General features: G+C 62.1%; 25 protein-coding genes. 12 read left to right on the forward strand and 13 right to left on the reverse strand.

What is annotated here, in order from left to right; translation table 11 throughout:
• Nucleotides 1-4: 4 nt before the first annotated feature.
• The 4 genes from ACMGF5_RS19050 to ACMGF5_RS19065 form a co-directional block, all read right to left on the reverse strand.
• Nucleotides 5-325: a hypothetical protein gene (locus tag ACMGF5_RS19050; RefSeq protein WP_039601114.1), complete on the reverse strand. Its 321-nt coding sequence runs from the start codon at nt 323-325 to the stop codon at nt 5-7.
• On the reverse strand, nt 322-861 hold the full coding sequence (locus ACMGF5_RS19055) for a hypothetical protein (RefSeq protein ID WP_046785613.1): 540 nt from the start codon (nt 859-861) through the stop codon (nt 322-324). The genes ACMGF5_RS19050 and ACMGF5_RS19055 overlap by 4 nt, the downstream gene beginning before the upstream one ends.
• Nucleotides 858-2051, reverse strand: a complete 1194-nt coding sequence (locus tag ACMGF5_RS19060; protein ID WP_119688747.1) for a PepSY-associated TM helix domain-containing protein — start codon at nt 2049-2051, stop codon at nt 858-860. Before ACMGF5_RS19060 ends, ACMGF5_RS19055 begins: the two co-directional genes overlap by 4 nt.
• A 169-nt stretch (nt 2052-2220) precedes the next feature.
• Nucleotides 2221-3555: a lysine N(6)-hydroxylase/L-ornithine N(5)-oxygenase family protein gene (locus ACMGF5_RS19065; RefSeq protein WP_174141402.1), complete on the reverse strand. Its 1335-nt coding sequence runs from the start codon at nt 3553-3555 to the stop codon at nt 2221-2223.
• A gap of 200 nt (nt 3556-3755) precedes the next feature.
• On the opposite strand from ACMGF5_RS19065, the gene ACMGF5_RS19070 reads away from it, so the two are divergent.
• A complete protein-coding gene (locus ACMGF5_RS19070; RefSeq protein WP_046785610.1) occupies nt 3756-4187 on the forward strand; it encodes a hypothetical protein in 432 nt (143 codons plus the stop codon).
• Nucleotides 4188-4246: 59 nt separating this feature from the next.
• Here the strand turns inward: ACMGF5_RS19070 and pbpG are convergent, their stop codons facing one another.
• Together pbpG and ACMGF5_RS19080 are read right to left on the reverse strand one after the other, a co-directional pair.
• The gene (gene pbpG / locus ACMGF5_RS19075; RefSeq protein WP_042111355.1) at nt 4247-5173 is read right to left on the reverse strand and encodes a D-alanyl-D-alanine endopeptidase; all 927 of its coding nucleotides are present in this window, start codon (nt 5171-5173) and stop codon (nt 4247-4249) included.
• Nucleotides 5174-5415: 242 nt separating this feature from the next.
• On the reverse strand, nt 5416-5598 hold the full coding sequence (locus tag ACMGF5_RS19080) for a hypothetical protein (RefSeq protein ID WP_012313987.1): 183 nt from the start codon (nt 5596-5598) through the stop codon (nt 5416-5418).
• A gap of 220 nt (nt 5599-5818) precedes the next feature.
• On the opposite strand from ACMGF5_RS19080, the gene ACMGF5_RS19085 reads away from it, so the two are divergent.
• On the forward strand, nt 5819-6640 hold the full coding sequence (locus tag ACMGF5_RS19085) for a shikimate 5-dehydrogenase (protein ID WP_046785608.1): 822 nt from the start codon (nt 5819-5821) through the stop codon (nt 6638-6640).
• Nucleotides 6641-6698: 58 nt separating this feature from the next.
• Here the strand turns inward: ACMGF5_RS19085 and ACMGF5_RS19090 are convergent, their stop codons facing one another.
• The 3 genes from ACMGF5_RS19090 to ACMGF5_RS19100 all read right to left on the reverse strand — a co-directional run bounded on the left by ACMGF5_RS19090 (nt 6699) and on the right by ACMGF5_RS19100 (nt 8162).
• Nucleotides 6699-6941 (reverse strand): hypothetical protein, encoded by a 243-nt coding sequence (locus ACMGF5_RS19090; RefSeq protein ID WP_039601125.1) that lies wholly within the window; start codon nt 6939-6941, stop codon nt 6699-6701.
• 109 nt (nt 6942-7050) lie between these two features.
• Entirely contained in the window at nt 7051-7578 is a 528-nt protein-coding gene (gloA, locus tag ACMGF5_RS19095; RefSeq protein ID WP_046785607.1) for a lactoylglutathione lyase, read from the reverse strand.
• A 224-nt stretch (nt 7579-7802) separates the two neighbouring features.
• Complete coding sequence (locus ACMGF5_RS19100) at nt 7803-8162, reverse strand: histone-like nucleoid-structuring protein, MvaT/MvaU family (protein ID WP_046785606.1); 360 nt, start codon at nt 8160-8162, stop codon at nt 7803-7805.
• Nucleotides 8163-8516: 354 nt separating this feature from the next.
• On the opposite strand from ACMGF5_RS19100, the gene ACMGF5_RS19105 reads away from it, so the two are divergent.
• Nucleotides 8517-9806 carry an OprD family porin gene (locus tag ACMGF5_RS19105; RefSeq protein ID WP_414157082.1) on the forward strand — a complete coding sequence of 430 codons (1290 nt, stop codon included), beginning with the start codon at nt 8517-8519 and terminating at the stop codon, nt 9804-9806.
• Nucleotides 9807-9871: 65 nt separating this feature from the next.
• Nucleotides 9872-10627 (forward strand): precorrin-6A synthase (deacetylating), encoded by a 756-nt coding sequence (cobF, locus tag ACMGF5_RS19110; protein WP_414156790.1) that lies wholly within the window; start codon nt 9872-9874, stop codon nt 10625-10627.
• 44 nt (nt 10628-10671) lie between these two features.
• Here the strand turns inward: cobF and ACMGF5_RS19115 are convergent, their stop codons facing one another.
• Complete coding sequence (locus ACMGF5_RS19115) at nt 10672-11022, reverse strand: response regulator (RefSeq protein ID WP_115275172.1); 351 nt, start codon at nt 11020-11022, stop codon at nt 10672-10674.
• Nucleotides 11023-11271: 249 nt separating this feature from the next.
• Between ACMGF5_RS19115 and ACMGF5_RS19120 the strand changes: the two genes are divergently transcribed.
• From ACMGF5_RS19120 to proP, 7 genes are all read left to right on the forward strand, one after another.
• Nucleotides 11272-14739, forward strand: a complete 3468-nt coding sequence (locus ACMGF5_RS19120; protein WP_414157083.1) for a response regulator — start codon at nt 11272-11274, stop codon at nt 14737-14739.
• A complete protein-coding gene (locus ACMGF5_RS19125; protein WP_046785602.1) occupies nt 14736-15557 on the forward strand; it encodes a CheR family methyltransferase in 822 nt (273 codons plus the stop codon). Before ACMGF5_RS19120 ends, ACMGF5_RS19125 begins: the two co-directional genes overlap by 4 nt.
• A complete protein-coding gene (locus tag ACMGF5_RS19130) occupies nt 15554-16129 on the forward strand; it encodes a chemotaxis protein CheB (RefSeq protein WP_115275170.1) in 576 nt (191 codons plus the stop codon). The genes ACMGF5_RS19125 and ACMGF5_RS19130 overlap by 4 nt, the downstream gene beginning before the upstream one ends.
• The gene (locus ACMGF5_RS19135; RefSeq protein ID WP_251962343.1) at nt 16123-17349 is read left to right on the forward strand and encodes a hybrid sensor histidine kinase/response regulator; all 1227 of its coding nucleotides are present in this window, start codon (nt 16123-16125) and stop codon (nt 17347-17349) included. The genes ACMGF5_RS19130 and ACMGF5_RS19135 overlap by 7 nt, the downstream gene beginning before the upstream one ends.
• A gap of 47 nt (nt 17350-17396) precedes the next feature.
• Entirely contained in the window at nt 17397-17774 is a 378-nt protein-coding gene (locus ACMGF5_RS19140; RefSeq protein ID WP_012313999.1) for a response regulator, read from the forward strand.
• 126 nt (nt 17775-17900) lie between these two features.
• Complete coding sequence (hemB, locus tag ACMGF5_RS19145) at nt 17901-18875, forward strand: porphobilinogen synthase (RefSeq protein ID WP_046785599.1); 975 nt, start codon at nt 17901-17903, stop codon at nt 18873-18875.
• A 91-nt stretch (nt 18876-18966) separates the two neighbouring features.
• Entirely contained in the window at nt 18967-20469 is a 1503-nt protein-coding gene (proP, locus tag ACMGF5_RS19150) for a glycine betaine/L-proline transporter ProP (RefSeq protein WP_046785598.1), read from the forward strand.
• Between the two features lie 130 nt (nt 20470-20599).
• Here proP and ACMGF5_RS19155 read toward each other — a convergent pair whose 3' ends face one another.
• From ACMGF5_RS19155 to ACMGF5_RS19165, 3 genes are all read right to left on the reverse strand, one after another.
• Nucleotides 20600-21217: a riboflavin synthase subunit alpha gene (locus tag ACMGF5_RS19155; protein ID WP_414157084.1), complete on the reverse strand. Its 618-nt coding sequence runs from the start codon at nt 21215-21217 to the stop codon at nt 20600-20602.
• Nucleotides 21218-21337: 120 nt separating this feature from the next.
• The gene (gene treS / locus ACMGF5_RS19160) at nt 21338-23404 is read right to left on the reverse strand and encodes a maltose alpha-D-glucosyltransferase (RefSeq protein ID WP_046785596.1); all 2067 of its coding nucleotides are present in this window, start codon (nt 23402-23404) and stop codon (nt 21338-21340) included.
• Between the two features lie 88 nt (nt 23405-23492).
• Nucleotides 23493-24410, reverse strand: a complete 918-nt coding sequence (locus ACMGF5_RS19165; protein WP_046785595.1) for a LysR family transcriptional regulator — start codon at nt 24408-24410, stop codon at nt 23493-23495.
• Between the two features lie 119 nt (nt 24411-24529).
• Between ACMGF5_RS19165 and ACMGF5_RS19170 the strand changes: the two genes are divergently transcribed.
• A complete protein-coding gene (locus ACMGF5_RS19170) occupies nt 24530-25288 on the forward strand; it encodes a 5-oxoprolinase subunit PxpA (protein ID WP_414157085.1) in 759 nt (252 codons plus the stop codon).
• Nucleotides 25289-25300 lie beyond the last annotated feature (12 nt).

Here is a 25300-nt window from a genome sequence, read left to right on the forward strand (position 1 = left end):
CCGCTCATGGTTGCGTGATGTCGGCGTAGTCGACTTCCACCACGTGGCCGGGGCCGGCATCGAACAGCACGTAGAACTCGCCGTCGGGGCGCTTGAAGGTAAGCGTCGAGTCATCGCCCAGCTTGCCGCCGACCAGTACCTGCTCGTCATAGCCGATCACGTCCAGGGTCACGCCCGGGGCGCCGCTGCCGTCCGAGAAGCCACCGGTGCATTTGACCTGGCCGCCATCGAGCTCTTCGCACTCGCACATCGGGTTGTGGGCCAGGGCCGGGCCTGCGGCCAGCACCAGCAGGGGCAGGGCGAGCCTGCGCATCATGTGCTTCATTTCTTGCCTCCTTGTTTTTCGAGCCAGGCCACGGTGGCTGGCGAAGCCTTGCTCAGCGGGACCGATGCCTGATGCATGCTGCCGTCCCAGCCTTCGAGGGTGATCCAGATCTGCGCGTCGGGCTTGGTGCGCGCAGGGATCGGCAGGTTGGTACCCATGCGGTAGGGCGCGCCGAAGAAGATGGTGCCGGCGGCGCGCAGGCTGCGGGGTTTGCCGATGCGCAGGTACACGGCTTTGACGTCGTTGATGCAGGCTTTGCAAAGCGCGGCGTTGAAGGGCTTGAAGTAGCCCGCCGGGCCGTCGGCGCGTGGCGCTTCGCTGCGCAGTTCGGCCAGGTCCAGGCTGTAAGGGCCAACCTGGATATCGCTGATCTGGTTCACGCCCAAGCCGGCATCACCGCGAAACAGCTTGGCGTCGGCGAAATACTTGGGCATGAAGCCCAGCGGGATGAGAATCAGCAGAATGTTCAAGTGAAAGCGCCACTTCAGCCACCACTGCTTGAGTGGGCGGGTGGGCAGGGCCTGGGCCTGGCTCATGGGCGGATCTCCACGGGGGTGTCGCTGGCGGTGGCACGGGGTGCACGCTCGCTGCGCTTGAGGGCGGCGGCGGTCGCCTGGGCGGTACGTTTGGTCCAGATCAGCAGGCCGCTGAACACCATCAGCGTCAGGACCAGGCCGAAGAAGAACCAGATCAGTTTGACCGGCAGGCCGCCAAAGTCGCCGGTGTGCAGTGGGCGCATGGATTCGGTGACGAACTCCAGGGCGGAGCGGTCGCTGATCAGGAACTGGCTGTCGACGTTACGCGTGTAGGGGTTGATGTTGGCACTCTGGAACATCAGCGGGTACCAGCCCGGGCCGTTCAGGGTGATGTGGCTGTAGGCCGTGGCGGGCAGCGAGATGGCGTTGATTTCAAGGCCCGGAATGGCCAGGCCGGCGATGCGCGCCGCTTCGTCCAGGTCGATGCGCGGGGCAGGGCTGCCATCGGCGGTTTGCGGTACATCTTCCCGGGCGATCACAGGTGTGATCGGTTGGCTGGAGATCGTGATGTGGTTATCGAACAGGATCGCCTGGATCAGGAACCAGGTGCCGGTGATGGCAATGACCGCGATGAACCAGATCGACCAGACCCCGGCCAGGCGATGCAGGTCGCCCCAGAAAATGCGCGAGCCGTGGCCGGTGCGAATGGGCTTGAAGAAGCCTTTCCAGAACTTCTTGTACACCACCAGGCCAGTCACCAGCGAAGCGAGCATCGGCAGGCCCAGCAGCGAGACCAGGTACCAGCCCCAACTGAAACCGTTGGTGAAGGGCACCAGCCACCAGCCGTGCAGGGCACGGGTGAACGCTTCGAAGTTGAAGTCCGGGACCTTGCCCTGGATGGCCCCGGTGTAGGGGTTGACGTACAGCGTCGGGCTGCTGCCGTCGGGCAGGGTAACCCCGGCGTTGAGCGCAAAGTGCGAACCGTCCGGCTGCCTCAGTGTGCGCACCACCATATCCGGTTCGGCCTTGTGCAGGGCGTCGAGCACTTGCTGGAAACTCAGGCGTTCGGCGCTGTCGTCGGGCTTGTTGGCGCGCACATCGGCGTTGGCCAGCCAGACGATTTCCTGGCTGACCACGGCGAGCATGCCGGTGAAGCAGACGATCAGCACGAAGAACCAGATCGGCAGGGCGAGCCAGCTGTGGACCAGGAACCACAGCTTGGACTTGGATTTTTTGGTTGATTTGGCCATCGGTCGGTCTTCTGAAAATGAGGGTCGAGCATATGCCCAACCACAGGGGCTGCATCTATAAAGACGAATGAGAATGGAAATCCTGCCTATTTAAATGCAAGCAAATGTTTCAGAAAAGCAAAAGCCGACAGGGCGCGGGGCGCCGTGTCGGCTTGAAGGCTGCAGAGGGTCAGGCGCTGGTGAGGGCGACCGGCGGTTGCGCTTTGCCGTGTCGGCGGGCGAGGTCCTGGTACAGCGCCTGGCCGATTTCGGCGGCACGGGACGGCAGTACCGACAGCAGGGTGTCGCTCAGGCCATGGCTGCCCTCGCAGAAACCTTGCAAGTAAACCGACGCTTCGAGGTCCGGGCTGGACAGTACCCGGTAGTTGCGATCGACGTTGAAATCCTTGAGGTAACCGGCCAGCGGTGCCAGCAGGTCGCGATGCGAGCGGCGCTCGTAGCCGGTGGCCAGAATGACAGCATCGTAACGGTGGGTCTGATGCTGGTCGGTGGCCAGGTCGCGCAGGGTGAGTTCGATGCCGTCGCGGGTGGCGACAACCGCTTCCACCTGGCGACGGCACAGCACGTTGTGGCGCACCTGATGCGAAACCTTCTGGCGGTAGAGGATGCCGTAGATGCGCTCGATCAGGTCGAGGTCGACCACTGAGTAGTTGGTGTTGTGGTATTCACCCAGCAGCTTGGCGCGCTGCTCGGCCGGCTCGTTGTAGACCAGGTCGGTGTAGTCCGGCGAGAAGATTTCGTTGACGAACGGGCTGTCGTCCGCAGGCTTGAGCGCTGAACCGCGCAGTATCATGTCGACCTTGACCGACGGGTAGCTGTCATTGAGGTCGATGAATGCTTCTGCGGCGCTCTGGCCAGAGCCGATTACCGCGATGCGCATCGGTTTGCCCTCGGCGCATGGCAACCTGCTCAGGCTGCTCAGGTACTGGGAGTGGTGGAAGACGCGCGGGTCGTCCTTGAAGGCGCCGAATTTTTCCGGGATTTTCGGCGTACCGCCCGTGCCGACCACGACCGAACGGGTACGCCGGGTGTATTCACGGCCCTGCGCATCTTGAGAGACCAGGCGCAAATGCTCGACACGGCCAGCCTTAACTTCCGGCTCGATGCGCAGCACTTGCTCGCCATAGACGGCTTGAGTGGCGAAATGCTCGGCGGCCCAGCGCAGGTAGTCGTTGTACTCCAGGCGGCAGGGGTAGAAGGTGCCCAGGTTGATGAAATCGGCCAGGCGCTGCTTCTGGTGCAAGTAGTTGACGAAACTGTAGGGGCTGGTGGGGTTGCGCAGCGAGACCAGATCCTTGAGAAAGGATATCTGCAGCTCGCTCTGGGTCGCCAGCGTTTCACCATGCCAGCGGTATTGCTTCTGCTTGTCGATGAACAGCGCGTCGAGGGCGCGGCCTTGGGTGTGGGCGAGTTCCTCCAGGGCGATGGCCAAGGCCAGGTTGGAAGGGCCAAAGCCCACGCCGATCAGATCCTTGATGGTTTCCGGGTTTGAAGACTGGCTCATGGCTGCGATCCCATAATGGTCGAATGTGTGCGCCCGCCGGGGCTCCGGCGCCTGCGTGAGTACATTGGTTGGAACGAGCCATGTACCGGTGAATTTACTGGGGGCATTGCGCACAGCTTGTGCAGCCGGGCTAAAGAAGTGCGCCGCGTGGCCGATAGGCAGGTCAACGCAAGGACCTATTTCAAGGCAGGGACCGGAACATGGCAGGTATCGCGGCAATCACCATCAACAACGTTTCGGCGCAGGCCGCCGGCAGTGCTGAAACGGTAAAAAGCGAAGACGCACAGAAAAGTGGAGCGTCGGCCGCGTCGGCAGAAACGCCCAAGGCTCAGGGTGGCGGCGGTGCGCAAGGTGCGCAGCAAAGCGATGAGAGCTCGGAGCCTGCGCACATCAAGCAATTGCGCGAGATGATCAAGCAGCTGCAAAAGCAGTTGGCCGAAGAGCAGAAGCAGTTGGCCAACCTGATGGCGCAGAAAATGGAAGAGACAGCCAAGACCGCTGCCGTGAGTGCCAGGCAGGCGAGCATTACCACGCTCAATGGCCAGATCATGACCGCCACGTCGCAACTGCTCGAAGCGTTGCAGGAGACGGGTGGCAGCACTGCGGGTACGGTCGTCAGCACTCAGGCCTGAGCCTATGTGAGCCGGCCCGCCTGCGGATAACGCCGCGAACGGGCCAGCCCCTTGAGGCGTTACTCTGCGGCCAGGCGGCTCTTGTTCTGCCGGTCCGACTTGTACTGCATCGCCACTGCCGGTGCCGGCTTGGCTGTGCCGGTCTCCAGCCACTGGCGCATGCGGCTTGCATCGGCAAAGTGGGTGTACTTGCCGAACGCATCGAGGATCACCATGGCCACCGGGCGGTTGTCCATGCGCGTCAGCAGCACCAGGCAATGCCCGGCCTCATTGGTGAAGCCGGTCTTGGTCAGCTTGATGTCCCAGTTGCTCTTGTTGACCAGGTGGTCGGTATTGCGAAAGCCCAGTGTGTAGTTGGGTTTGCGGAAGGCCACGGTTTTTTCGCGGGTGGTCGACAGCTCGCTGAGCATCGGGTATTTGCGCGACGCCATCAGCAGCTTGGCCAGGTCGCGGGCGCTGGAGACGTTCTGCGTCGACAGGCCGGTCGGCTCGACATAGCGGGTGTGCGCCATGCCCAGGCTGCGGGCTTTGGCGTTCATTGCCTTGATGAAAGCCGGATAGCCCCCTGGATAGTGGTTGGCCAGGGAGGTGGCGGCGCGGTTTTCCGACGACATCAGGGTAATGAGCAGGGTTTCGCGGCGGTTGAGTTGGCTGCCCAGGCGCACGCGCGAGTACACCCCTTTCATGTCCGGGTTGTTGGCGATGGTCATGGTGAGCATCTCATCCATGGGCAGCTTGGCGTCCAGCACCACCATCGCGGTCATCAGTTTGGTCACCGAGGCAATCGGCACCACGCGGTCGGCGTGGCTCGAATACAGTTCCTTGTTGGTATTGAGGTCGATCAGCAGGGCGCTGCCGGAAGCCAGATGCAGCTTTGAAGGGTCGCGTTGAATCTGGGCTGGGGGTTGTGCAGCAGCGGTCGACGGTAGGGTCGCGGTACCTGTGAGCAACAGCAGCAGGCTGAGGATGGACAGGGATGTTTTCACGTTCAGGCTCACTAAAAGTTGGTATGTCGTTGGCTGTGCAAGGGTTTCCCCCAAAAACCGCTCGCATTCTGGAGTATGGCTCAGCGGCTGTCGAATGCTCGTGGAGCCACCCGGTCGAAATGAAAAAACCTTCATGCTGTAACGGTTATTCTGCCTCCGTTCGTCGGTTTCGCGCTGGCAAAAAAAGACCCGCCAAAAGGCGGGCCAGAACAGGGCAAAGAGCAACGCACAACACATTCGTTTCAAGCGAGCAGGCAATCGTCCTTCAGTCGATCAGCAAGGGCCTGGGCTGATGCACGGGTGGCCAACGGTCCGCTCACCGCTTCACCGTTACGCACTAGGTACCAGCATGCCAGCAGGCCCTGCTCACGCAGAGTAGAGGGGACGGCGCTGCCGACGACGGACATGATCTGGATAGTGGCCATGTGGACCTCCTGTAAAACATGCCGCTACCTTACGCAGTGGCCAGCTCGGTTTGAAATCGACTCGCTCAATAGTGCTCATCAGCTTTATCAACTGTTCACTACTATGGCTCTTGCCACTGTCAGCTGAGCGCAGGGAAACGGTAAAGGTTGTGTAAGGGACGATGAACGGGCGGGTCTGTTACGCTGAACAAACGTTTCAGTTACGAACAAGGAGCAGGTCATGACGGCAACTCCCAGCAGGGACACCGTGCTGTGCATTTCCCTGGCCGGCCGGCCAGGTCACTTTGGCGTTCGCTTTCATAACCACCTTTACCGGCAGTTGGGCCTGGATTACTACTACAAGGCGATGAGCACCGATGACTTGCCGGCCGCTGTGGCGGGTATCCGCGCGCTGGGCATCCGCGGCTGTGGTGTTTCCATGCCGTACAAGGAGGCCTGCATGGCCTTGGTCGATGAGGTTGACCCGTCAGCGGCAGCCATCGAGTCGGTCAACACCGTGGTCAACACGGCTGGTCATCTGAAAGCCTACAACACCGACTACCTGGCAGTACGGCAGTTGCTCGAACAGCATCGTGTCGACCCGTCTACAGCCTTTGCCCTGCGCGGTAGTGGTGGCATGGCCAAGGCGGTGGCCAGTGCGCTGCGCGATGCCGGGTTCAAGGAGGGCATCATCGTCGCCCGCAACGAGCAGGCGGGGCGCCAGTTGGCCGACGTTTGTGGCTATCGCTGGGTCGCTGAGCTGGGTGACCGGTGCCCGCCGATGCTGGTGAACGTGACGCCGATCGGCATGGCGGGCGGGCAGGAGGCCCATGAGCTGGCGTTCAGCGAGAACGCCATTGCTGCGGCGCAGCGGGTCTTCGATGTGGTGGCGATGCCGGCGCAGACGCCCTTGATCCAGCGGGCGCAGGCGCTTGGCAAGCCGGTGATTACCGGCCTGGAGGTGATCGCGTTGCAGGCACTGGAGCAGTTCGTGCTGTATACCGGCGTGCGACCTGCCCGAGAGCAGGTCGAGGCTGCAGTGGCGTACGCCCGGGACGTCTAGATCCTCTTCTGCGGCCTCCTCGCGGGCAACCCGGCGAGAAGGCCGTCTGTGCGCAAAATCAGAACGCCTTGTGCCCCTTGTCCAGCTGCTCGTCCACCAGGGCCCGGCCATGGGCCAGCGACACATGCTGAGCGTTTTCAAGGTCAGAGAAGAACTTCATCGGCATGGATAAACGCTTGCTGGTATGGCCTTGCGGATCGGTGATCAGGCAGCCCGCAGAATAGGGCAGAGGGGAGTCGGGGTGAGGCATCACGCTGGCGGTGATGGTGTGGTCGCGGTATTCACAGTGAAGAGATTGCATCGTCCTTACCTCGCTGTGGCTAGTGAAGCTGTTACTTCCATATACCACAGCGAGGGGCCGGGAGTTCCCGGCCTGACGAGCGCGAGCCGACGAAGCTCACACTTTCGGATCAGCCCTTGAGCTCAGAGGGCTGAATCACTTCGACCCAGTAACCGTCCGGGTCCTTGACGAAGGCCAGATGGTTCATGCGCCCGTCTGCCAGGCGTTTCTGGAACGGCACGTTCAGCTCTTCGAAGCGGGCGCAGGCAACACGCACGTCCGGCACCGAAATGCAGATGTGGCCGAAACCACGTGGGTCGGTGTTGCCGTTGTGATAGGCGAACGCGGGGTCGTTCTCTGTACCGTGGTTGTGGGTCAGCTCAAGCACGCCGGGGATCGATTTCATCCACTGATGGCGCTCGGCGTCGTCGGCTGGAATCTGCGCCGGGTCTACCAGGGCCAGGAAGTACAGGCTGAATTCCGCTTCCGGGAAGTCGCGCTTGTCGACCAGGCGAAAGCCCAGCACACGGGTGTAGAAGTCCAGCGACTTCTCGATGTCCTTGACCCGCAGCATGGTGTGGTTGAAGACGAATTGGGCAGTGGCGGCGTCGGGCTGTGCGGTGACGCCAGGCAGGTTTTGCAGATCGTGCAGGCTCATGGGTACTCCAGAGACGAGGCTGGCACCGGGGCCAGCGGAACAGACAGGAGGGCCATGATACGGCAGTGAACCGATTGCGCAAATGAAAGCGCCCTGCACGAGTGCAGGGCGCTGGAATTAGAGGCCCGCGTGTGCGGGCGCGTGATGGGGTCGCTAGTCCTTTAGCTGTCTCGATATTGAGCCAGCCCTTGTGAAAAAAGTGTGAAGCAAGCGTTGACGTTTCATCAGCGCAGCCAACTTTCCACCGTGCCGGCCCCGTACTGTTCTTTCCACGCCTTCAGCCCGCGATGGTTACCACCTTTGGTCTCGATCAGCTCGCCGGTGTGCGGGTTTTCATACACTTTCACCACGCGTGGGCGGCGTTGTTGCTTTGGCGCATTGGTTGCGCCCCGGGTGACGGCCTTGGGGTCGAGGATGGCGATGATATCGCGCAGACTTTTGTCATAGCTTTTCATCAGGCCGACTAGTTTCTGCTCGAATTCGATTTCACGTTTTAGGCCGGTATCCTTTTTCAGCGCCTCCAGTTGAGCCATCTGTTCCTGGAGCGCTTTTTCGGCAGCACGAAACTCTGCAAGTCTGGACACTGTAATCACTCCTGTACGTCATCTGTGGCGGGGCGTGACGAACATTGAAGAGAAATAACGCCGGCCACGCGGGTGGGTTAAACTGTTCGCTGATGACGAGTGTAGACACTTGTGACAATTGGGTAAACCGCAAACTTTTCCAAATAAGACGGGAACTTTACAAGTCTTCCGGGCGCATAATTCCGGTGGGTACAGGCCGTCGGCCCGGCGCATCTAGACCATGGTCCAATGGTGCGCGCCAGAGCCTTTTCGCGATCATTTCTGATGATGGCCGAGCATTGTTCGGCCGCGTCTTGTCTGCGCCGCGTGCGTTCGCCGTGCATTGTTTCTGTCTTTCTCTGGATGTTCCCTCGCATGTTTGCCTCTTTTCCTCTCGCCCCCGGGCGCCGAGTTGCCGGCCTGTTGCTGATGTGTGCCGGCACGCACGCCCAGGCCGCCGGTTTTCTTGAAGACAGCCGTGCCAAGGTCGAAGCACGCACTGTTTATTTCAACCGGGACTTTCGTGACGGCCACAGCACTTCCAGCCAAGGTGCGTCCAAGCGCGAAGAGTGGGCACAAGGCTTCATTCTCAATGTGCAGTCGGGTTATACCCAAGGCCCGGTAGGCGTTGGTGTGGATGCTGTGGGCATGTTCGGTATCAAGCTGGACTCCAGCCCGGCGGACAGTAACAGCGGTTTGTTGCCTTCTTCCGGCCATGACCCCAGGCGCGCTGCCGACCAATACGCGAAGATGGGCCTGGCTGCCAAGGCCAAGGTGTCCAATACCGTGCTCAAATACGGCTCGATGATGCCGGATGTACCGTTGTTGAAATACAACGACGGTCGCCTGTTGCCCACCCTGTTCCACGGCGCCATGCTCACCTCAGAAGAAGTGCACGACCTGAAGTTCACACTGGCCCGCCTGAACAAGTACACCGCCCGTGATTCCACCGACCGCCAGGACATTCGCGTGCATTGCAAGAACAAGCGCTATGCCTGCGATACCCAAGCCGACCACTTCGACCTGGCAGGGCTGGATTACCGGTTCAATGACCGGTTCAGTGCTCAATACCAAGTGGCCAGGCTGGAAAACATCTACCGTCAGCACTTTCTTGGCCTGGTGGCCAGCCAGCCGCTTGCGCTGGGCAGCCTGTCGGCCGACCTGCGGCTGATCAAGAGCGATGACATCGGTAGCGCCCGAGCAGGCCAAATCGATCATCGCGCCTTCAGCGCCATGCTCGGCTACAGCCTGGGCGGCCACAAGGTCAGCGCAGGCTGGCAGCGCATGTATGGCGAAAACGCCATGCCCTACCTCGATGGCAGCAACCCGTACCTGGTCAACTATGCGCAGGTCAACGACTTCGCCGCCGCGCAGGAGCGCTCATGGCAGTTGCGTTACGACTACGACTTCAAGGCCCTGGGCGTGCCGGGCCTGACGTTCTTCACCCGCTATATCAATGGCGACCACATCAAGGTCCCGGGCAGTGACGCCCAAGGCAAGGAGTGGGAGCGCGACACCGAGCTCAAGTACCAGGTACAGAGCGGTACCTTCAAAGATGTCAGCGTGCGCCTGCGCAATTCTACCTACCGCAGCAACTACGAAAAGTGGGCGCGTGACATGGACGAAACACGGGTCATCGTCAGCTACAACTTCTCGATCTTCTGAGTGCGCTTTGCCAAACACCGGCGGTCGGCCGACAATGGCTGCTGGTTTTTGTTCAGGGCCAAGCCATGAGAGACCTGTTGTTGATTGGTATCGGCCCAGGCGACCCGCGCCAGGTGACCTACGAGGCTGTCGAGGCGTTGCGTCGCGCCACCGTCTTCTTCGTACTGGACAAGGGATCGGACAAAGACGAGCTGGTTAGCCTGCGCAAGGCCATTGTTGAACGCTACAGGCCGCAGGGCGGCTACCGCCTGGTACAGGTGGCGGACCCGCAACGCGATGCTGAAGCGGCCGACTATGTGGCTGCGGTCCAGGACTGGCATCGCCAGCGCGCGGCGCTGTATGCCCGGCTGATAACCGATGAAATGTGCAGTGAGGATATCGGCGCCTTTTTGCTGTGGGGCGAGCCTGGCTTGTATGACAGCACCCTGCGCATTCTGCAGTTGGTTCGCGAGCGTGGTGTGGCACTGCGCCTGCAGGTCATCCCAGGCATCAGCAGTGTGCAGGCGCTGGCGGCGCGGCATCAGGTGCCGCTGAACCGTATAGGCGAGCCATTGGTGGTTTTACCGGGGCGGCGCCTGGCGCAACAGGGGCAGATTGACAACGTGGTGGTGATGCTCGACGGGCAATGCGCATTTGCCCAGGTCGACGACCCTGGGCTGCTCATCTACTGGGGGGCTTACCTGGGAACGGAGGACGAAGTGCTGATCGCCGGGCCTTTGCAGGCGGTGAAGGGGCGGATTCTGCAGGTGCGCGAGGAGGCGAGGGCGCGCAAGGGGTGGATCATGGATACCTATCTGTTGCGGCGCGAGTCATGGACTTGAGCCGGCCTCTTCACGGGTAAAACCGCGAAGAGGCGCCACCGATGTCACGGCGTACCCAAAATCCCCACCACTTTATCGCGCAACTGCTCGATGCTGAACGGCTTGCCAATCATGTGCATCCCTTCGGGCACATCGAGGCTTTCGGCGTAGCCGCTGGCAAACAGCACTGGCAGCGCTGGCCGGATGGCGCGGGCCTGTTTCGCCAGTTCTTCGCCGCGCATGTCCGGCAGGCCTACATCGGTCATCAGCAGGGCCAGCGCCTTGTCTGGGTCTTGAAGGATCTTTAGCGCGGCACTGGCGCAGTCCGCCTCGAGGGTCTCATAGCCCAGTTCGTCGAGCACATCGACCATCAACATACGGACGATGTCGTCATCTTCGACTACCAAGAGGTGCATTTTGTGATCCTGTACCAGAAGAATGTCTTTATTCTGTGCGCCGGCCAGCGTCAGAAGTTCCGTGAGGATACCGATCGTTGCGATTGGATGGAACGATTGCTGAAGGTAACCTTCAAATACTGGCTAAATGCCCTGTCGCGGCCAGCAAAGCTGGTTAGACTCGCTGTTAACCGGTGAGCGCGGCGGCATACAAGAACAGGCTTTATCCGCCACACCGTTCAATGGACTTTTTCGCTCGGGCGTTTTCAAATGATTCAAGCAGCCTCGATGGACCAGCAAAGCTTCCGCAAGCTGTTGAGCCGCAACATTGGCTTGCCCCTGGGGGTGGGCCTGCTCGGTGCCGTGGCTTTCGTCGCGGTGATCAACTACCTGCTGTCGGCCATGCAGTGGGTCGAGCACACCGATCGGGTGATCGGCAATGCCAACGAAGCGGTCAAGCTGTCGATCGACATGGAAACCGGCATGCGCGGGTTTCTGATCACCGGTGACGAGCGCTTCCTGGATCCTTACGAGGTCGCCAAACCGAAGATTCAGGGTAGCCTCAACAGCCTGCGCGGCATGGTCGAGGACAACCCTCAGCAGGTCGACCGCATCGACCGCTTGATCGCCCTGCAGCATGCCTGGAATGAGTTTGGCGGCGAGATGATCAACCAGCGCCGCGATGGCGGGGATTACCGACAGTCGGTCATCAACGGTCGCGGCAAACGCATCACCGACGAGATCCGCAAGGAATTCGACGACCTGATCGGCACTGAACAGCAGCTGCGCATGGCCCGCAACGAGAAGGTCAGCAACGTTACAGTGACCGCCATTTCAGCGTTCGTGCTGTTGATCGTTGGCCTGAGCGCCTTGTTGGCTTACCTGGGCCGTCGCGACCTGATGGCGCTGTCTACCAGCTACGATGACAACCTCAAGGCCCAGCAGCGCTCGGCCGAGCGCCTGGAACACCAGGCCTGGTTGCGCAACGGCCAGACCCAGCTGGCCGAACAGGTGCTGGGGCAGCTGACCCTGCCGATGCTCGGCGAAAACATCCTGCGCTTCTTCGCCAGCTACCTGGGCAGCGTGGTGGGTGCGCTGTACGTGCGCGACGGCCATGGGCGCCTGGTGCGCGTCGCCAGCTATGGCCTGGACGCCGAGGAGCAGGGCCGCGAACAGGTGCTGGCCGCCCACGATGGCCTGCTGTCTCAGGCAGTGCGCGAAGGCCGCCTGCTGCGCCTGGATGACCTGCCCGAGGACTACTACCGCCTCAGTTCCGGCCTGGGGAGCGGCTTGCCGCGCAGTGCCTTGCTGATGCCGGCCATCGATGATGGCCAGATCAACGGCGTGATCGAGCTGGGCTTCCTGCGCCCACTGCAGGAGCGGGACGATGAGCTGATGGAGCGGGTTGGTGGCAACCTCGGCATGTCAATCGAAAGCGCCCGTTACCGCCAGCGCCTCCAGGAAGTGCTGGCCGAGACTCAGCAGCTCAACGAAGAATTGCAGGTGCAGCAGGAAGAACTCAAGACTGCGAACGAGGAGCTTGAAGAGCAGTCCCGCGTGCTCAAGGAGTCCCAGGCCCACCTGGAGACCCAGCAAGCCGAGCTTGAGCAGACCAACGAGCAACTGTCCGAGCGTACCGATGCCCTGGACCGCAAGAACGACGAGCTGATGCAGGCCCAGCAAGAGTTGCAGGCCCGCGCCGATGAGCTGCAGCGTTCGAGCAAGTACAAGTCCGAGTTCCTCGCCAACATGTCCCACGAGTTGCGCACGCCGCTCAACAGCTCGCTGATCCTGGCCAAGCTGCTGGCGGAGAACGGCGAGGGCAACCTCAGCGCCGAACAGGTCAAGTTCGCCGAGTCCATCTATTCGGCCGGCAATGACCTGCTCAACCTGATCAACGACATTCTCGACATCGCCAAAGTCGAGGCCGGCAAGCTTGAAGTGCGCCCCGAGACCACTCAGCTGGAGCGCCTGGTCGAGGGCCTGCGCGGCATGTTCCTGCCGCTGGCCGAGCACAAGGGCCTGGCTTTCGAGGTCAACGTCGAGCCTCATGTACCGGTGACACTGTTCACCGACCGCCAGCGCCTGGAGCAGATACTCAAGAACCTGCTGTCCAATTCGATCAAGTTCACCGACCACGGCCAGGTCAGCCTGACCATCAGCCACCAGGCAGGCACCGGCATTGTCTTCGCCGTGCGCGATTCCGGCATCGGTATCGCCGCCGACCAGCAGCAGGCGATCTTCGGTGCCTTCCACCAAGTCGATGGCAGCAGCAACCGCCGATACGGCGGCACCGGGCTGGGCCTGTCGATTTCCCGCGACCTGGCGCATTTACTGGGTGGACAGATCAGCGTCGACAGCAACCCTGGCCAGGGTAGTGTGTTCAGCCTGACCATGCCGGAGCGCTACGAAGCCGAGGTCGAGGAGGTCGAGGCCCACAGCCTGCGCCCGGCAGTCGACACCTTGCCGCCGGCGCCCAAGGTCGCCACGGCAGCATCGCCGAAACTGCCTGCACCGACCTTCGCCGATGACCGCGAGCACGCCCCGTTCGGCAACCGCTGCATCCTGGTGATCGAGGACGAGCCGAACTTCGCCCGTATCCTCTTCGACCTGGCTCACGAACTGGGCTACAGCTGCCTGGTGGCCCAGGGCGCCGACGAGGGCTTCGCGCTGGCCGCCCAGTACATTCCCGATGCGATCCTGCTGGACATGCGCCTGCCCGACCACTCCGGCCTCACCGTGTTGCAGCGCCTGAAGGAGCTGGCTGCCACCCGGCACATCCCGGTGCACATCATATCGGTGGAAGACCGCGTCGAGGCGGCCATGCACATGGGCGCTGTGGGTTACGCGGTCAAACCGACCAGCCGCGAAGAGCTCAAGGAAGTGTTCGCTCGCCTTGAAGCCAAGCTGACACAGAAGCTCAAGCACATCCTGCTGGTGGAGGATGACGACCTGCAGCGCGAGAGCATCGCCCGCCTGATCGGCGACGACGATATCGAGATCACCGCCGTGGCCCTGGCCCAGGACGCCCTGGCATTGCTGCGCGAGAACATCTACGACTGTATGATCATCGACCTCAAGCTGCCCGACATGCTCGGTAATGAGCTGCTCAAGCGCATGACTGCAGAAGATATCCGCTCCTTCCCACCGGTGATCGTCTATACCGGGCGCAACCTCACCCGCGAAGAAGAAGCCGAGCTGCTCAAGTATTCGCGCTCGATCATCATCAAGGGGGCCCGCTCGCCAGAGCGGTTGCTCGACGAAGTGACGTTGTTCCTGCACAAAGTCGAATCGCAGCTGTCCCATGAACGCCAGCGCATGCTCAAGACCGCGCGCAGCCGTGACAAGGTGTTCGAAGGGCGCAAGGTGCTGCTGGTGGACGACGATGTGCGTAACATCTTCGCCCTCACCAGTGCCCTGGAGCACAAGGGCGCCATCGTCGAGATCGGCCGCAACGGGCGTGAGGCCATCGAACGCCTGGAGCAGCATGACGATATCGACCTGGTGCTGATGGATGTGATGATGCCGGAAATGGACGGCTTCGAGGCTACCCGCCTGATCCGCCAGCAGCCGCGCTGGCGCAAGTTGCCGATCATCGCCGTGACCGCCAAGGCGATGAAGGATGACCAGCAGCGCTGCCTGCAGGCTGGCGCCAATGATTACCTGGCCAAACCGATCGACCTGGACCGCCTGTTCTCGTTGATCCGTGTGTGGCTGCCGCAACTGGAGCGAATTTGATTAGCGAGCGCAACACCGACATCGAGATCAGGCTGCTGATCGAGGCGATCTACCTCAAATACAGCTACGATTTTCGCAACTACTCCGGCGCTTCGATCAAGCGCCGGATCCTCCATGCCCTGCGCCAGTTCGATTGCCTGACGGTGTCGGCCCTGCAGGAGCGGGTGCTGCACGACCCGGGCATGTTCATGCAGTTGCTGCAGTTCCTGACGATCCCGGTCAGCGAGATGTTCCGCGACCCTAGCCACTTCCTTGCCCTGCGCAACGAAGTGGTGCCGCTGTTGCGCACCTGGCCGTCGATCAAGATCTGGATCGCCGGCTGCAGCACCGGCGAGGAGGTGTACTCGATGGCCATCCTGCTGCGCGAGGAGGGGCTGCTCGAGCGCACCATCCTGTATGCCACCGATATCAACCCGCGTTCCCTGGACAGGGCCAAGCAGGGCATCTACTCAATGCAGAGCATGCGCGAGTACGAAGAAAACTACCGCCTGGCCGGCGGGCGGCGCGATTTTGCCGAGTACTACACCAGCGCCTACGGTAACGCCATCATGGACAGCAGCCTGCGCGACAACGTGACCTTTGCCGACCACAGCCTGGCCACTGACAGCGTGTTTTCCGAAACCCAGCTGGTGTCCTGCCGCAATGTGCTGATCTACTTCAACAAGGACCTGCAGGACCGCGCCCTGGGGCTGTTCCATGAGTCCTTGTGTCACCGTGGCTTTCTGGTGCTGGGCAGCAAGGAATCGGTGGATTTCTCCGCTTACAGCGACCGCTTCGAGCCGCTGGTCAAGCCTGAACGGATCTTCCGGAAATCATGAAGGGCGTGAGCGCGGTGGTGATCGGTGCCTCGGCGGGCGGCGTGCAGGCGCTGTTTCAGGTGCTCGGTGGCCTGCCGCCGGCATTCGTGACGCCTGTGCTGTGCGTGCTGCACCTGCCCGATGACCGTCACAGCCATCTGGCCGAAGTGCTGCAGCGGCGTCTGCACAGGCCGGTACGTGAGGCTCGGGACAAAGAGGCCATCGCCCCTGGCCAGATCTACGTGGCGACGCCTGGTTATCACCTGTCGGTCGAGCAGGATTTGAGCCTGTCGCTGAGCCAGGAGGAGCCGGTGCATTTCTCGCGCCCGGCCATTGACTTCCTGTTCATCTCGGCTGCCGATGCCTATGGCGCGGGCCTGCTGGGTGTATTGCTCACAGGCGCCAACGAGGACGGTGCCAAAGGCCTTGCCTACATCAAGAACAGCGGCGGCCGGACCGTGGTCCAGGACCCCCGCGACGCCCAGGTGGCGCTGATGCCGGAGGCCGCATTGGCGCTCCACCAGCCCGACCTTATTCTTTCTTTGAGCGGCATCGGGCAATTGCTCGCCAACCTGGAATCCAGCGCATGCTAAGCCACATCACCGCCAAACTGCTGATCGTCGACGATCTGCCGGAAAACCTCCTGGCCCTCGACGCCCTGATTCAGGGCCAAGACCGTGAGGTGCACCAGGCCCAGTCTGCGGAAGCCGCCTTGTCGTTGCTGCTGGAGCACGAGTTTGCCCTGGCCATTCTCGACGTGCAGATGCCGGGCATGAACGGCTTTGAACTGGCCGAACTGATGCGCGGCACGGAAAAGACTCGCAATATCCCGATCGTCTTCGTCACCGCTGCCGGGCGCGAGATGAATTACGCCTTCAAGGGCTACGAAAGCGGCGCGGTGGACTTCCTGTACAAGCCGCTAGATACCCTGGCGGTGAAAAACAAGGTCACGGTGTTTGTCGACCTTTACCGCCAGCGCAAAGTGCTCGACAGGCAGTTGCAGGCCCTTGAGCGCAGCCGCCAGGAGCAGGAGCTGCTGCTGACGCAGTTGCAGGTGGCGCGCAGTGAGCTGGAGCATGCGGTACGCATGCGCGACGACTTCATGTCGATCGTAGCGCACGAGGTGCGCACGCCGCTCAATGGCCTTATCCTCGAGACCCAGCTGCGCAAGATGCACTTGGCCCGCGGCAGCCTGGAGGCGTTCAGCGCCGACAAGCTGCAGGCCATGGTCGAGCGCGACGAACGGCAGATCAATAGCCTGATCCGTCTGATCGAAGACATGCTCGATGTGTCGCGCATCCGCACCGGCAAGCTGTCGCTGCGGCCAAAGCTGTTCGACCTCGGCCAGCTGGTGCGTGGCCTGGTGGAAAACTTCACCGCCCAGGCCACCGCGCTGGGCACGCATATCGATCTGCAGCGCTGCGATGGCCTGCAGGGTGAGTGGGACGAATTCCGGATTGAACAAGTACTGGCCAACCTGTTGTCCAATGCCTTGCGTTATGGCGAACGCCAGCCGGTCGAGGTTCGGGTATTCGAGCAGGCGGGCATGGCCTGCGTGCAAGTGCAGGATCACGGCATTGGCATCAGTGGCGTGAACCAGCAACGGATCTTCCAGCAGTTCGAGCGCGTGGCCACTCAGCAGGCCAGCGCCGGGCTGGGGTTGGGGCTGTATATCTCGGAGCAGATCGTCCAGGCCCATGGTGGGCAGATCCAGGTGCAGAGCGAGGAAGGCAAGGGCGCCACCTTCAGCCTGCAATTGCCGCTGACGCGGCTGACCGAACAAAACGACCAGGTGCGGGCAACCTCTGCCTGAGCCTGGGGTCCGATGGCCAACTGTATGAATTTCAAGGCGCTGTTGTCATGAGTGAAGATGCACAAGATGTGGTTTTGGTGGTCGAGGATGAACCGGCAATCCGGATGATCCTGCGTGACTACCTGGCAGGCGAGGGCTATCACGTACTGGTGGCCGAGGACGGTGAACAGGCGTTCGCCATCCTGGCGAGCAAGCCGCACCTGGACCTGATGGTCACCGACTTCCGCTTGCCCGGCGGCATTTCCGGCGTCGAGATCGCCGAGCCTGCGGTGAAACTGCGACCGGACCTGAAGGTGATCTTCATCAGCGGCTACCCGGCGGAGATTCTCGAGTCGGGCAGCCCCATCGCCCGCAAGGCGCCGATCCTGGCCAAACCGTTTGACCTGGATACCTTGCACAAGCAGATCCAGGACCTGTTGCGCTGAGGCCGTGTACCGGGGCTGACCGCCCCGGCTATTGCCCCTGATGCAAGGCACAATCTCGTCATTGAGCCTTTTCACTGAAGCTCAACAGGCATATGGTGTACGCCGTCCATATTCCCTGGAGCTGTCATGTCCAATCTTTTTCCTTCCGTTCGCCCCCGCCGCCTGCGCCAGAACGAGTCGCTGCGCACGATTTTCCAGGAGACGGAATTCCGCCTCGAAGACCTGATCCTGCCGATCTTCGTCGAGGAAGGCATCGACGACTTCGTGCCGATCAGCAGCATGCCGGGGGTCAACCGTATTCCCGAAAAACTGCTGGCCCAGGAAATCGAACGCTACGCCCGCGCCGGCATCAAGTCGGTGATGACCTTCGGCGTTTCGCACAACCTCGATGCCACCGGTAGCGATACCTGGAACGAGAACGGCCTGGTGGCGCGCATGGCACGCATCTGCAAGGACAGCGTGCCGGAAATGGTGGTGATGTCCGACACCTGTTTCTGTGAGTACACCAGCCACGGCCATTGCGGCGTGCTGCACGACCATGGTGTGGACAACGACGCCACCCTGGCCAACCTGGGCAGGCAGGCGGTGGTCGCTGCCGCGGCCGGTGCCGATTTCATCGCACCGTCGGCGGCGATGGACGGTCAGGTTCAGGCCATCCGTGGTGCACTGGATGCCGCGGGCTTTCACGACACCGCGATCATGGCCTACTCCACCAAGTTCGCCTCGTCGCTCTATGGCCCGTTCCGTGAAGCCGGTGGCACCACGCTCAAGGGCGACCGCAAGAGCTACCAGATGAACCCGATGAACCGCCGCGAAGCGGTGCGCGAGTCGCTGCTCGATGAGCAGGAAGGCGCCGATGTGCTGATGGTCAAACCGGCGGGTGCCTACCTGGACGTGATCGCCGACATTCGCGCTGCGTCGCGTTTGCCGCTGGCGGCTTACCAGGTCAGCGGTGAGTACGCGATGATCAAGTTCGGCGGCCTGGCCGGCGCCATCGACGAAGGGCGAGTGGTGCGCGAGAGCATCGGCGCGATCAAGCGTGCCGGTGCCGACCTGATCCTGACCTACTTCGCCATGGACCTGGCTCGCGAAGGCATCTGAGGCCAATACACGCGAGAAATCGCTGAGTGTGGAATTATTTTGTGTCCCTGTGTATCTGATGCCAAAGAGCCTCAGTGACAGGGACACAGGGATGAAATCACGCAAGAAAACCGTCAAGCCGATCGGCTTGAAAGACATCACCATCGTCGACGACGCCAAGATGCGCAAGGCGATCACTGCCGCTGCACTGGGCAACGCCATGGAGTGGTTCGACTTCGGCGTTTACGGCTTTGTCGCTTACGCCCTGGGCAAGGTGTTTTTCCCCAACGCCGACCCCAGCGTACAGATGATCGCGGCCTTGGCCACCTTTTCGGTTCCGTTCCTGATTCGCCCGCTGGGCGGGCTGTTCTTCGGTGCCCTGGGCGACAAGTTCGGCCGACAGAAAATCCTCGCCGCGACCATTGTGATCATGTCGCTCAGTACCTTCGCCATCGGCTTGATACCGTCCTACGCCTCTATCGGCATCTGGGCGCCGATCCTGCTGCTGCTGGCGAAAATGGCCCAGGGCTTCTCGGTGGGTGGTGAATACACCGGCGCCTCGATCTTCGTCGCCGAATACGCACCCGACCGCAAGCGCGGCTTCCTCGGCAGCTGGCTGGACTTTGGCTCGATCGCCGGCTTCGTCCTTGGCGCGGGCGTGGTAGTGCTGATTTCCACCTTCCTGGGCGAGGAAAAATTCCTTGAATGGGGCTGGCGCCTGCCGTTCTTCCTGGCCTTGCCGCTGGGCATCATCGGTCTCTACCTGCGCCATGCGCTGGAAGAGACCCCGGCGTTCCAGCAGCATGTCGAAAAACTTGAACAGGGTGACCGCGAAGGCCTGGCCTCGGGGCCCAAGGTGTCGTTCAAGGAAGTCGCCACTAAACATTGGCGCAGCCTGGTGACGTGCATTGGCGTGGTGATCGCCACCAACGTCACGTACTACATGCTGCTCACCTACATGCCCAGCTACCTGTCGCACAACCTGCACTACAGCGAAGACCACGGTGTGCTGATCATCATCGCGATCATGGTCGGCATGCTGTTCGTGCAGCCGATCATCGGCCTGCTCAGCGACAAGTGGGGCCGCCGCCCGTTCATCATCGTCGGCAGTGTCGGCCTGTTCGCCCTGGCCATCCCGGCCTTCATGCTGATCAACAGCGGTGTGCTCGGGGTGATCTTCGCCGGCTTGCTGATCATCGCCGTGTTGCTCAACTTCTTCATCGGCGTGATGGCTTCGACCCTCCCAGCGATGTTCCCCACCCACATTCGTTACAGCGCCCTGGCCAGCGCCTTCAACATTTCGGTGCTGATCGCCGGCCTGACCCCAACCCTGGCTGCCTGGCTGGTAGAGAGCACCGGCGACCTGTACATGCCGGCCTACTACCTGATGGTGGTTGCCGCCATCGGCCTGATTACCGGCCTGACCATGAAAGAAACCGCCAACAAGCCACTGCGTGGCGCCGCCCCGGCGGCATCGGATATCGATGAAGCGCGTGAGCTGCTGCAGGAGCACCACGACAACATCGAGCAGAAGATCGAAGACATCGACGAACAGATTGCCGAGCTTGAGGCCAAGCGCAAGTCGCTGGTGCAGCAACACCCGCGCATCGAGTAAGGGAAGGGCCTGTTCACCCAGTCGATAAACTGAATGTCATCCGCCCGAGGCGGCTGGTCATGCCAATCATGCAGTGCCTATCACCGGGCAGAACATCAGGGTCGATGGCGGTATTACCCGCAGCATCAGCTCAGGTGCGGGCCAGCGTGGCTTTGAGTGTGCGCTCCACCACATCGACCAGGACCATGGTCTGGTGGTCCACTTCGATGTTGATCAGTTCACCGGCCTGGTAGGTGGCGAAAGTGGTCTGGCGCAGGGTTTCCGGGATCAGGTTGATGGTGACCAAGGTGTCGTCCACGTCGGCGACGGTCAGGCTGCAGCCGTTGACCCCGAGAAACCCGCGTGGGAACACGTATCTGGCCCACTGCGGCGGCATGCGGAAGGTGATGAAGGCGCCGGTTTCCTTGAGCGACAGCTCGACGATCTCGGCGGTGGTGGCGACGTGGCCGGCCATCAGGTGGCCGCCGACTTCGGCGTTCATTTTCGCCGAGCGCTCGATGTTCACGCCTTGGCCAGCCTTGAAGCAGCGCAGGTTGGTGCGCTCCAGGGTGGCTGTCATGGCGTCGAACTTCACTTGGGTGCCGTCGATTTCGGTGACCGACAGGCAGGTGCCCTCGACACTCACGCTGGCGCCGATCTTCAGGTCGTCGAGCAGTTCGGGGGTAAGGTCGATGGTGAACTGGTTGTGGCCCGGGTAGGTGGTCACAGCAAGCAGGGGGCGGACGGCCTGGACGATGCCGGTGTACATGGAGTTGCTCCTGGGCGCGGTAAATGATGCCCGGAAACTATGCCCCTGGAGCTTTAAAAGCAAGCCGGCCGGACCGTGAGCGCCGGCAACCCGGCGCCCACAGGCGTAGCTGATACAGCCTCAGACGTGCCCACTGCTGTTGACGATTCTCAAGCACAAGGCTTCATACGGGTCCAGGTTGATCATCAGCCGCCCATCCTCGGTCAGGTCGCCTTCGACCGTCTCGTTGATCATGTCCACCACCGTCCCGGGCGTGAAGCCGGTCAGCAGCAGCTCTTCAGCGATCACCTCCTGCCCGAAGTTCAGCGCACTGATCTGGATGCCACGCCCGGCCGGCAGCTCGTGCACCATCACCAGCAACCCCGGGCTGCTGACCTCGGGCACCAGTACCTGGCGGCTGCTGGCAATACCGTAGGCCTGGCGCACGGCGAGCAGTTTTTTAACTTTGCTGGCGAACGAATCGCTGCTTTCCAGCTGCTGGTCGAGGCTGCCGTACAGTGCGCGTGCGCGCGGCATGCCACGCACCGATGCCTCGGCCTGCGCATCGAGCCCGGCCAGGTCGTAGCCGCCACGGTGGATCCAGCGGGTATCGCCATCGGCCATCTTTTGCGCCACCGCCTCGGCCGGCAGCGGCAGGGCGCCGACCAGGTCCCAACCGGACAGTGCGACCACACCGGGCTGCATGGCGTTGTACATCACCAGCAACAGGTGCACCTTCTGGATCAGCTCGACATCCGCCGGGCCAATCTGGTCCAGGTCACGGATGCCCAGCGCCGCCGTGATCAGGCTGGCGGTGGTGCAGGAGATGCCGTTGGTGACAAAGCGCAAGTTGTAAGGGGCGTGTTCGCCCGAGAGGCGTTCGTAGATTTCCTCGCGGATATGTTCGCGCAGGATGTTGCCGGGCAGTGTCTGGCCCCGGTACAGGTACATGTCATGGGCGTGCAGGGTCCAGAAGTGCACCAGCTCGACGGTGAGTTCGTCGTGGTTCTGCAGGGCGTGGATCAACGACGCCGGGTCGATGCCAAAGCTGTGCATTTCCTTGAGCATCAGGCGCAGGAACTCGGTATCGCCGGTCAGCAGCGCATGCTGGTAAGCCGGGCGGGTGATGAAGTCATAGGACAGGTCGGCGCCGCCTTTGGACATCTGTGCGATGTCGTCCAGGGTCAGGTTCAACTCCTGGAAGCTGAACCCGCCAGCCTTGCGGATCATGCCGCCGATCAGCTGGTTACCGACGAGCGACAGCGGGTGGCTTTCCGACCAGGCGGTGCCACTGGCGCAGGTCTCGACCCCGAGAAAACCGTTGGCATCCAGGCGCAGGCCGCGCGCGCCCAGGCAATCCAGCGCGTGCAGGGCGTCGCCGATGATCATTTGCTGGGCGGCAAAGCTTGGGTCCAGCCAGTTCAGCGACGGCTGGCCATCCTTGAAGTAGTGCAGGTAGACCCAGCGCCGCGTCTTGCCATCGACACCGGTGATTGGTGGCGTTGCGCTCCAGTCGGTCTCCTTCACGCCAGGCTCGAAGAAGATCACCCGTTGCAGCTGGCCGACGATGTAGTGGTGTGCCTTGAGTTCGTCGCACTGTGCGGGCAGCAGGTTGACCGAGTCGCGGCCAGGGGGCACGTCTGGCAGCAGCGGCCAGTCTTCCTCGCGGATCTCGACCATGTGGTACAGCCCTGGATAGGCGCCGTGGGCCAGCTCGGCCAGGCGGAAATCGGCGCCCTTGCCGGTGTGCGAGGGGATCAGGTCGTCGATGGTCACGGCATTGTGCGCCGCCGCCATGCGGCTCATCTGCACCAGCTCTTGTTCACTGCCGTAGAGCGGGTCGATGTCGAAGCTGATGCGGTCGAAGTTGCCGTCCACGCTGGGGGTGAAGTCGCGCCCGCTGACACCGCCGGACTGTTTGATGGGGCCGGTATGAATGCCCTGCACGCCAATTTCCGACAGGCGCTTCCACAAGGCTTCGTGGCCCAGCGCGCCGAGCACCGAGCAGCCTTCAGGCGCGATGATCGCGTCGGGGTAGACGGTGAGCCATACCGACGCAATGTCGGTGGCGCGGCGTGGCTGCGTTTCGGCGTAGGGGTTCATCCACAGGCGAGACTGGCCGGAATACAACCGGGCCCGCTCCTGCGAGGCCTTGAGCATGGAACGCTCTTCGAGCCATTTGACGTATGACGGGTCTGGTTGAGTCATTTCGCGTCCTCTCTGCGTGGCGGCACCGGCCAAGTTATGACGACGACGGCGCCGGAACGTTCGGCTCAGGTCTCAAGGCACTGGCCATTCAGCGCCGAGCCGACAACTGTTGCGGCGCCAGAAAAGCACCATGGAAGTAGTCGCGCAAGGCCTGCATCGCCGGGCTGAATGCCCGCTCGCGGTGCCAGGCCAGGCCCACGCTCATGGGCGTTACCGGGTCGCTGATGGTCACGGTCTCGATGCGCTTGCCTTCGAGCGACCAGGGCCGGTGCACCAGGTCCGACAGGATCGCCACGCCGCTGCCATTGGCGACCATGCTGCGCACCGCCTCGACCGAACTGGTGCGCACCCGCACGCTGGGCCGCTGGCCGGCCAGCTCCCAGTAACGCATGGCGCTCTGCTCGGCTTCGTCCACGGTCAGCAGGATGAACGGCTCACGCGCAACATCGGCCAGGCTGACCGTAGAGCGCTCGCACAATGGATGGTGGCTGGGCAGCCACAGCCGGCGCTCGGAGTTGAACAGGGTTTCGGACACGATATCCGGGTGGGTGAGGTTGGCGGTGAGCACCACCGCCATGTCGAAGCGGCCTTCCAGCAGGCCTTGCTCGATGGCGCTGCGCTCCTGCTCGTGTACCTGCAGGTTTACGTCCGGGTGCCAGTGTTCCAGGCGTTGCAAGTGGTGCGGCAGGAAATAGCCGATCACCGTGTAGCTCGCCGCCAGGCGCAGCAAGCCACTGGCGCGCACGTCCGGCAGCGGGCTGTTGAGTGCGTCATCGACACTGCGCAGGATCACATAGGCGCGGTTGAGAAAATGCCGGCCCGCATCGGTCAGGCTCATGCCTTGCGCCGAGCGCTGGAACAACAACACCCCGAGCATTGCCTCCAGTTCCTTGATCGCGGTAGTGACCGCCGATTGGGAAATGTTGAGGTGGATGGCGGCCTGGGAGATCTGGCCGATCTCGGCGGTGGCGACGAAGTAGCGAACCTGGCGCAAGGTCAGTGACACAGGAGACTCCTGGGTATCTGTTTTTCAGAAGACACCCTATCTGTTTATAGATCTTCCCAAGGGGGTTGTGGAGAATCTAACGTGACCTTCACACCGTCACAAGCACCGGGAGCGTAGGCATGCAGGCAGTAGACTTCAATTCTGACATGGGCGAGGGTTTCGGCCCGTGGACCATCGGCGACGGCGTCGACAACGAACTGATGGCCTTCATCAGTTCGGCCAACATCGCCACCGGCTTTCATGCCGGCGACCCTGGCACCATGCGTCGCACCGTCGAGCGGGCCAAGGCGCTGGGCGTGGCGGTAGGCGCTCACCCGGGGTTTCGTGACCTGGTCGGGTTTGGCCGCCGGCACATCAACGCGCCGGCCCAGGAACTGGTCGACGATATGCTCTACCAGTTGGGCGCGCTGCGTGAAATCGCCCGTGCGCAGGGCGTGAAACTGCAACACATCAAGCCCCATGGTGCCCTGTACATGCACTTGGCCCGTGATGAGGAAGCCGCCCGGTTGCTGGTGCAGAACCTGCAGGTGATCGAGCCGCAGCTGTTGCTGTACTGCATGCCTGGCTCGGTGATCTGCCGGGTTGCGCAGGCGCTCGGCCAGCCGGTGGTGCGTGAGTTCTATGCTGACCGCGAGTACGACCTGAGCGGCTCCATCGTGTTTACCCGCAATGTGCGTGGCCATGAGCCGCAGGCGGTCGCCGAGCGCGTGCTGCGGGCTTGCCGCGAGGGCGTGGTACGCACGGTCGAGGACCAGGACCTGGCCATCGAATTCGACTCGATCTGCCTGCACAGTGATACACCCGGCGCGCTCGACCTGGTCGAAGCCACACGCGCAGCGCTGGACGCCGCTGGCATCGAGGTGCGCACGCCCCGTTGAGGTTCAAGGCAC

This window comes from Pseudomonas sp. BNK-15, from assembly GCF_047456105.1.
In the GTDB taxonomy this organism is placed as follows: Bacteria; Pseudomonadota; Gammaproteobacteria; order Pseudomonadales; family Pseudomonadaceae; genus Aquipseudomonas; species Aquipseudomonas putida_E.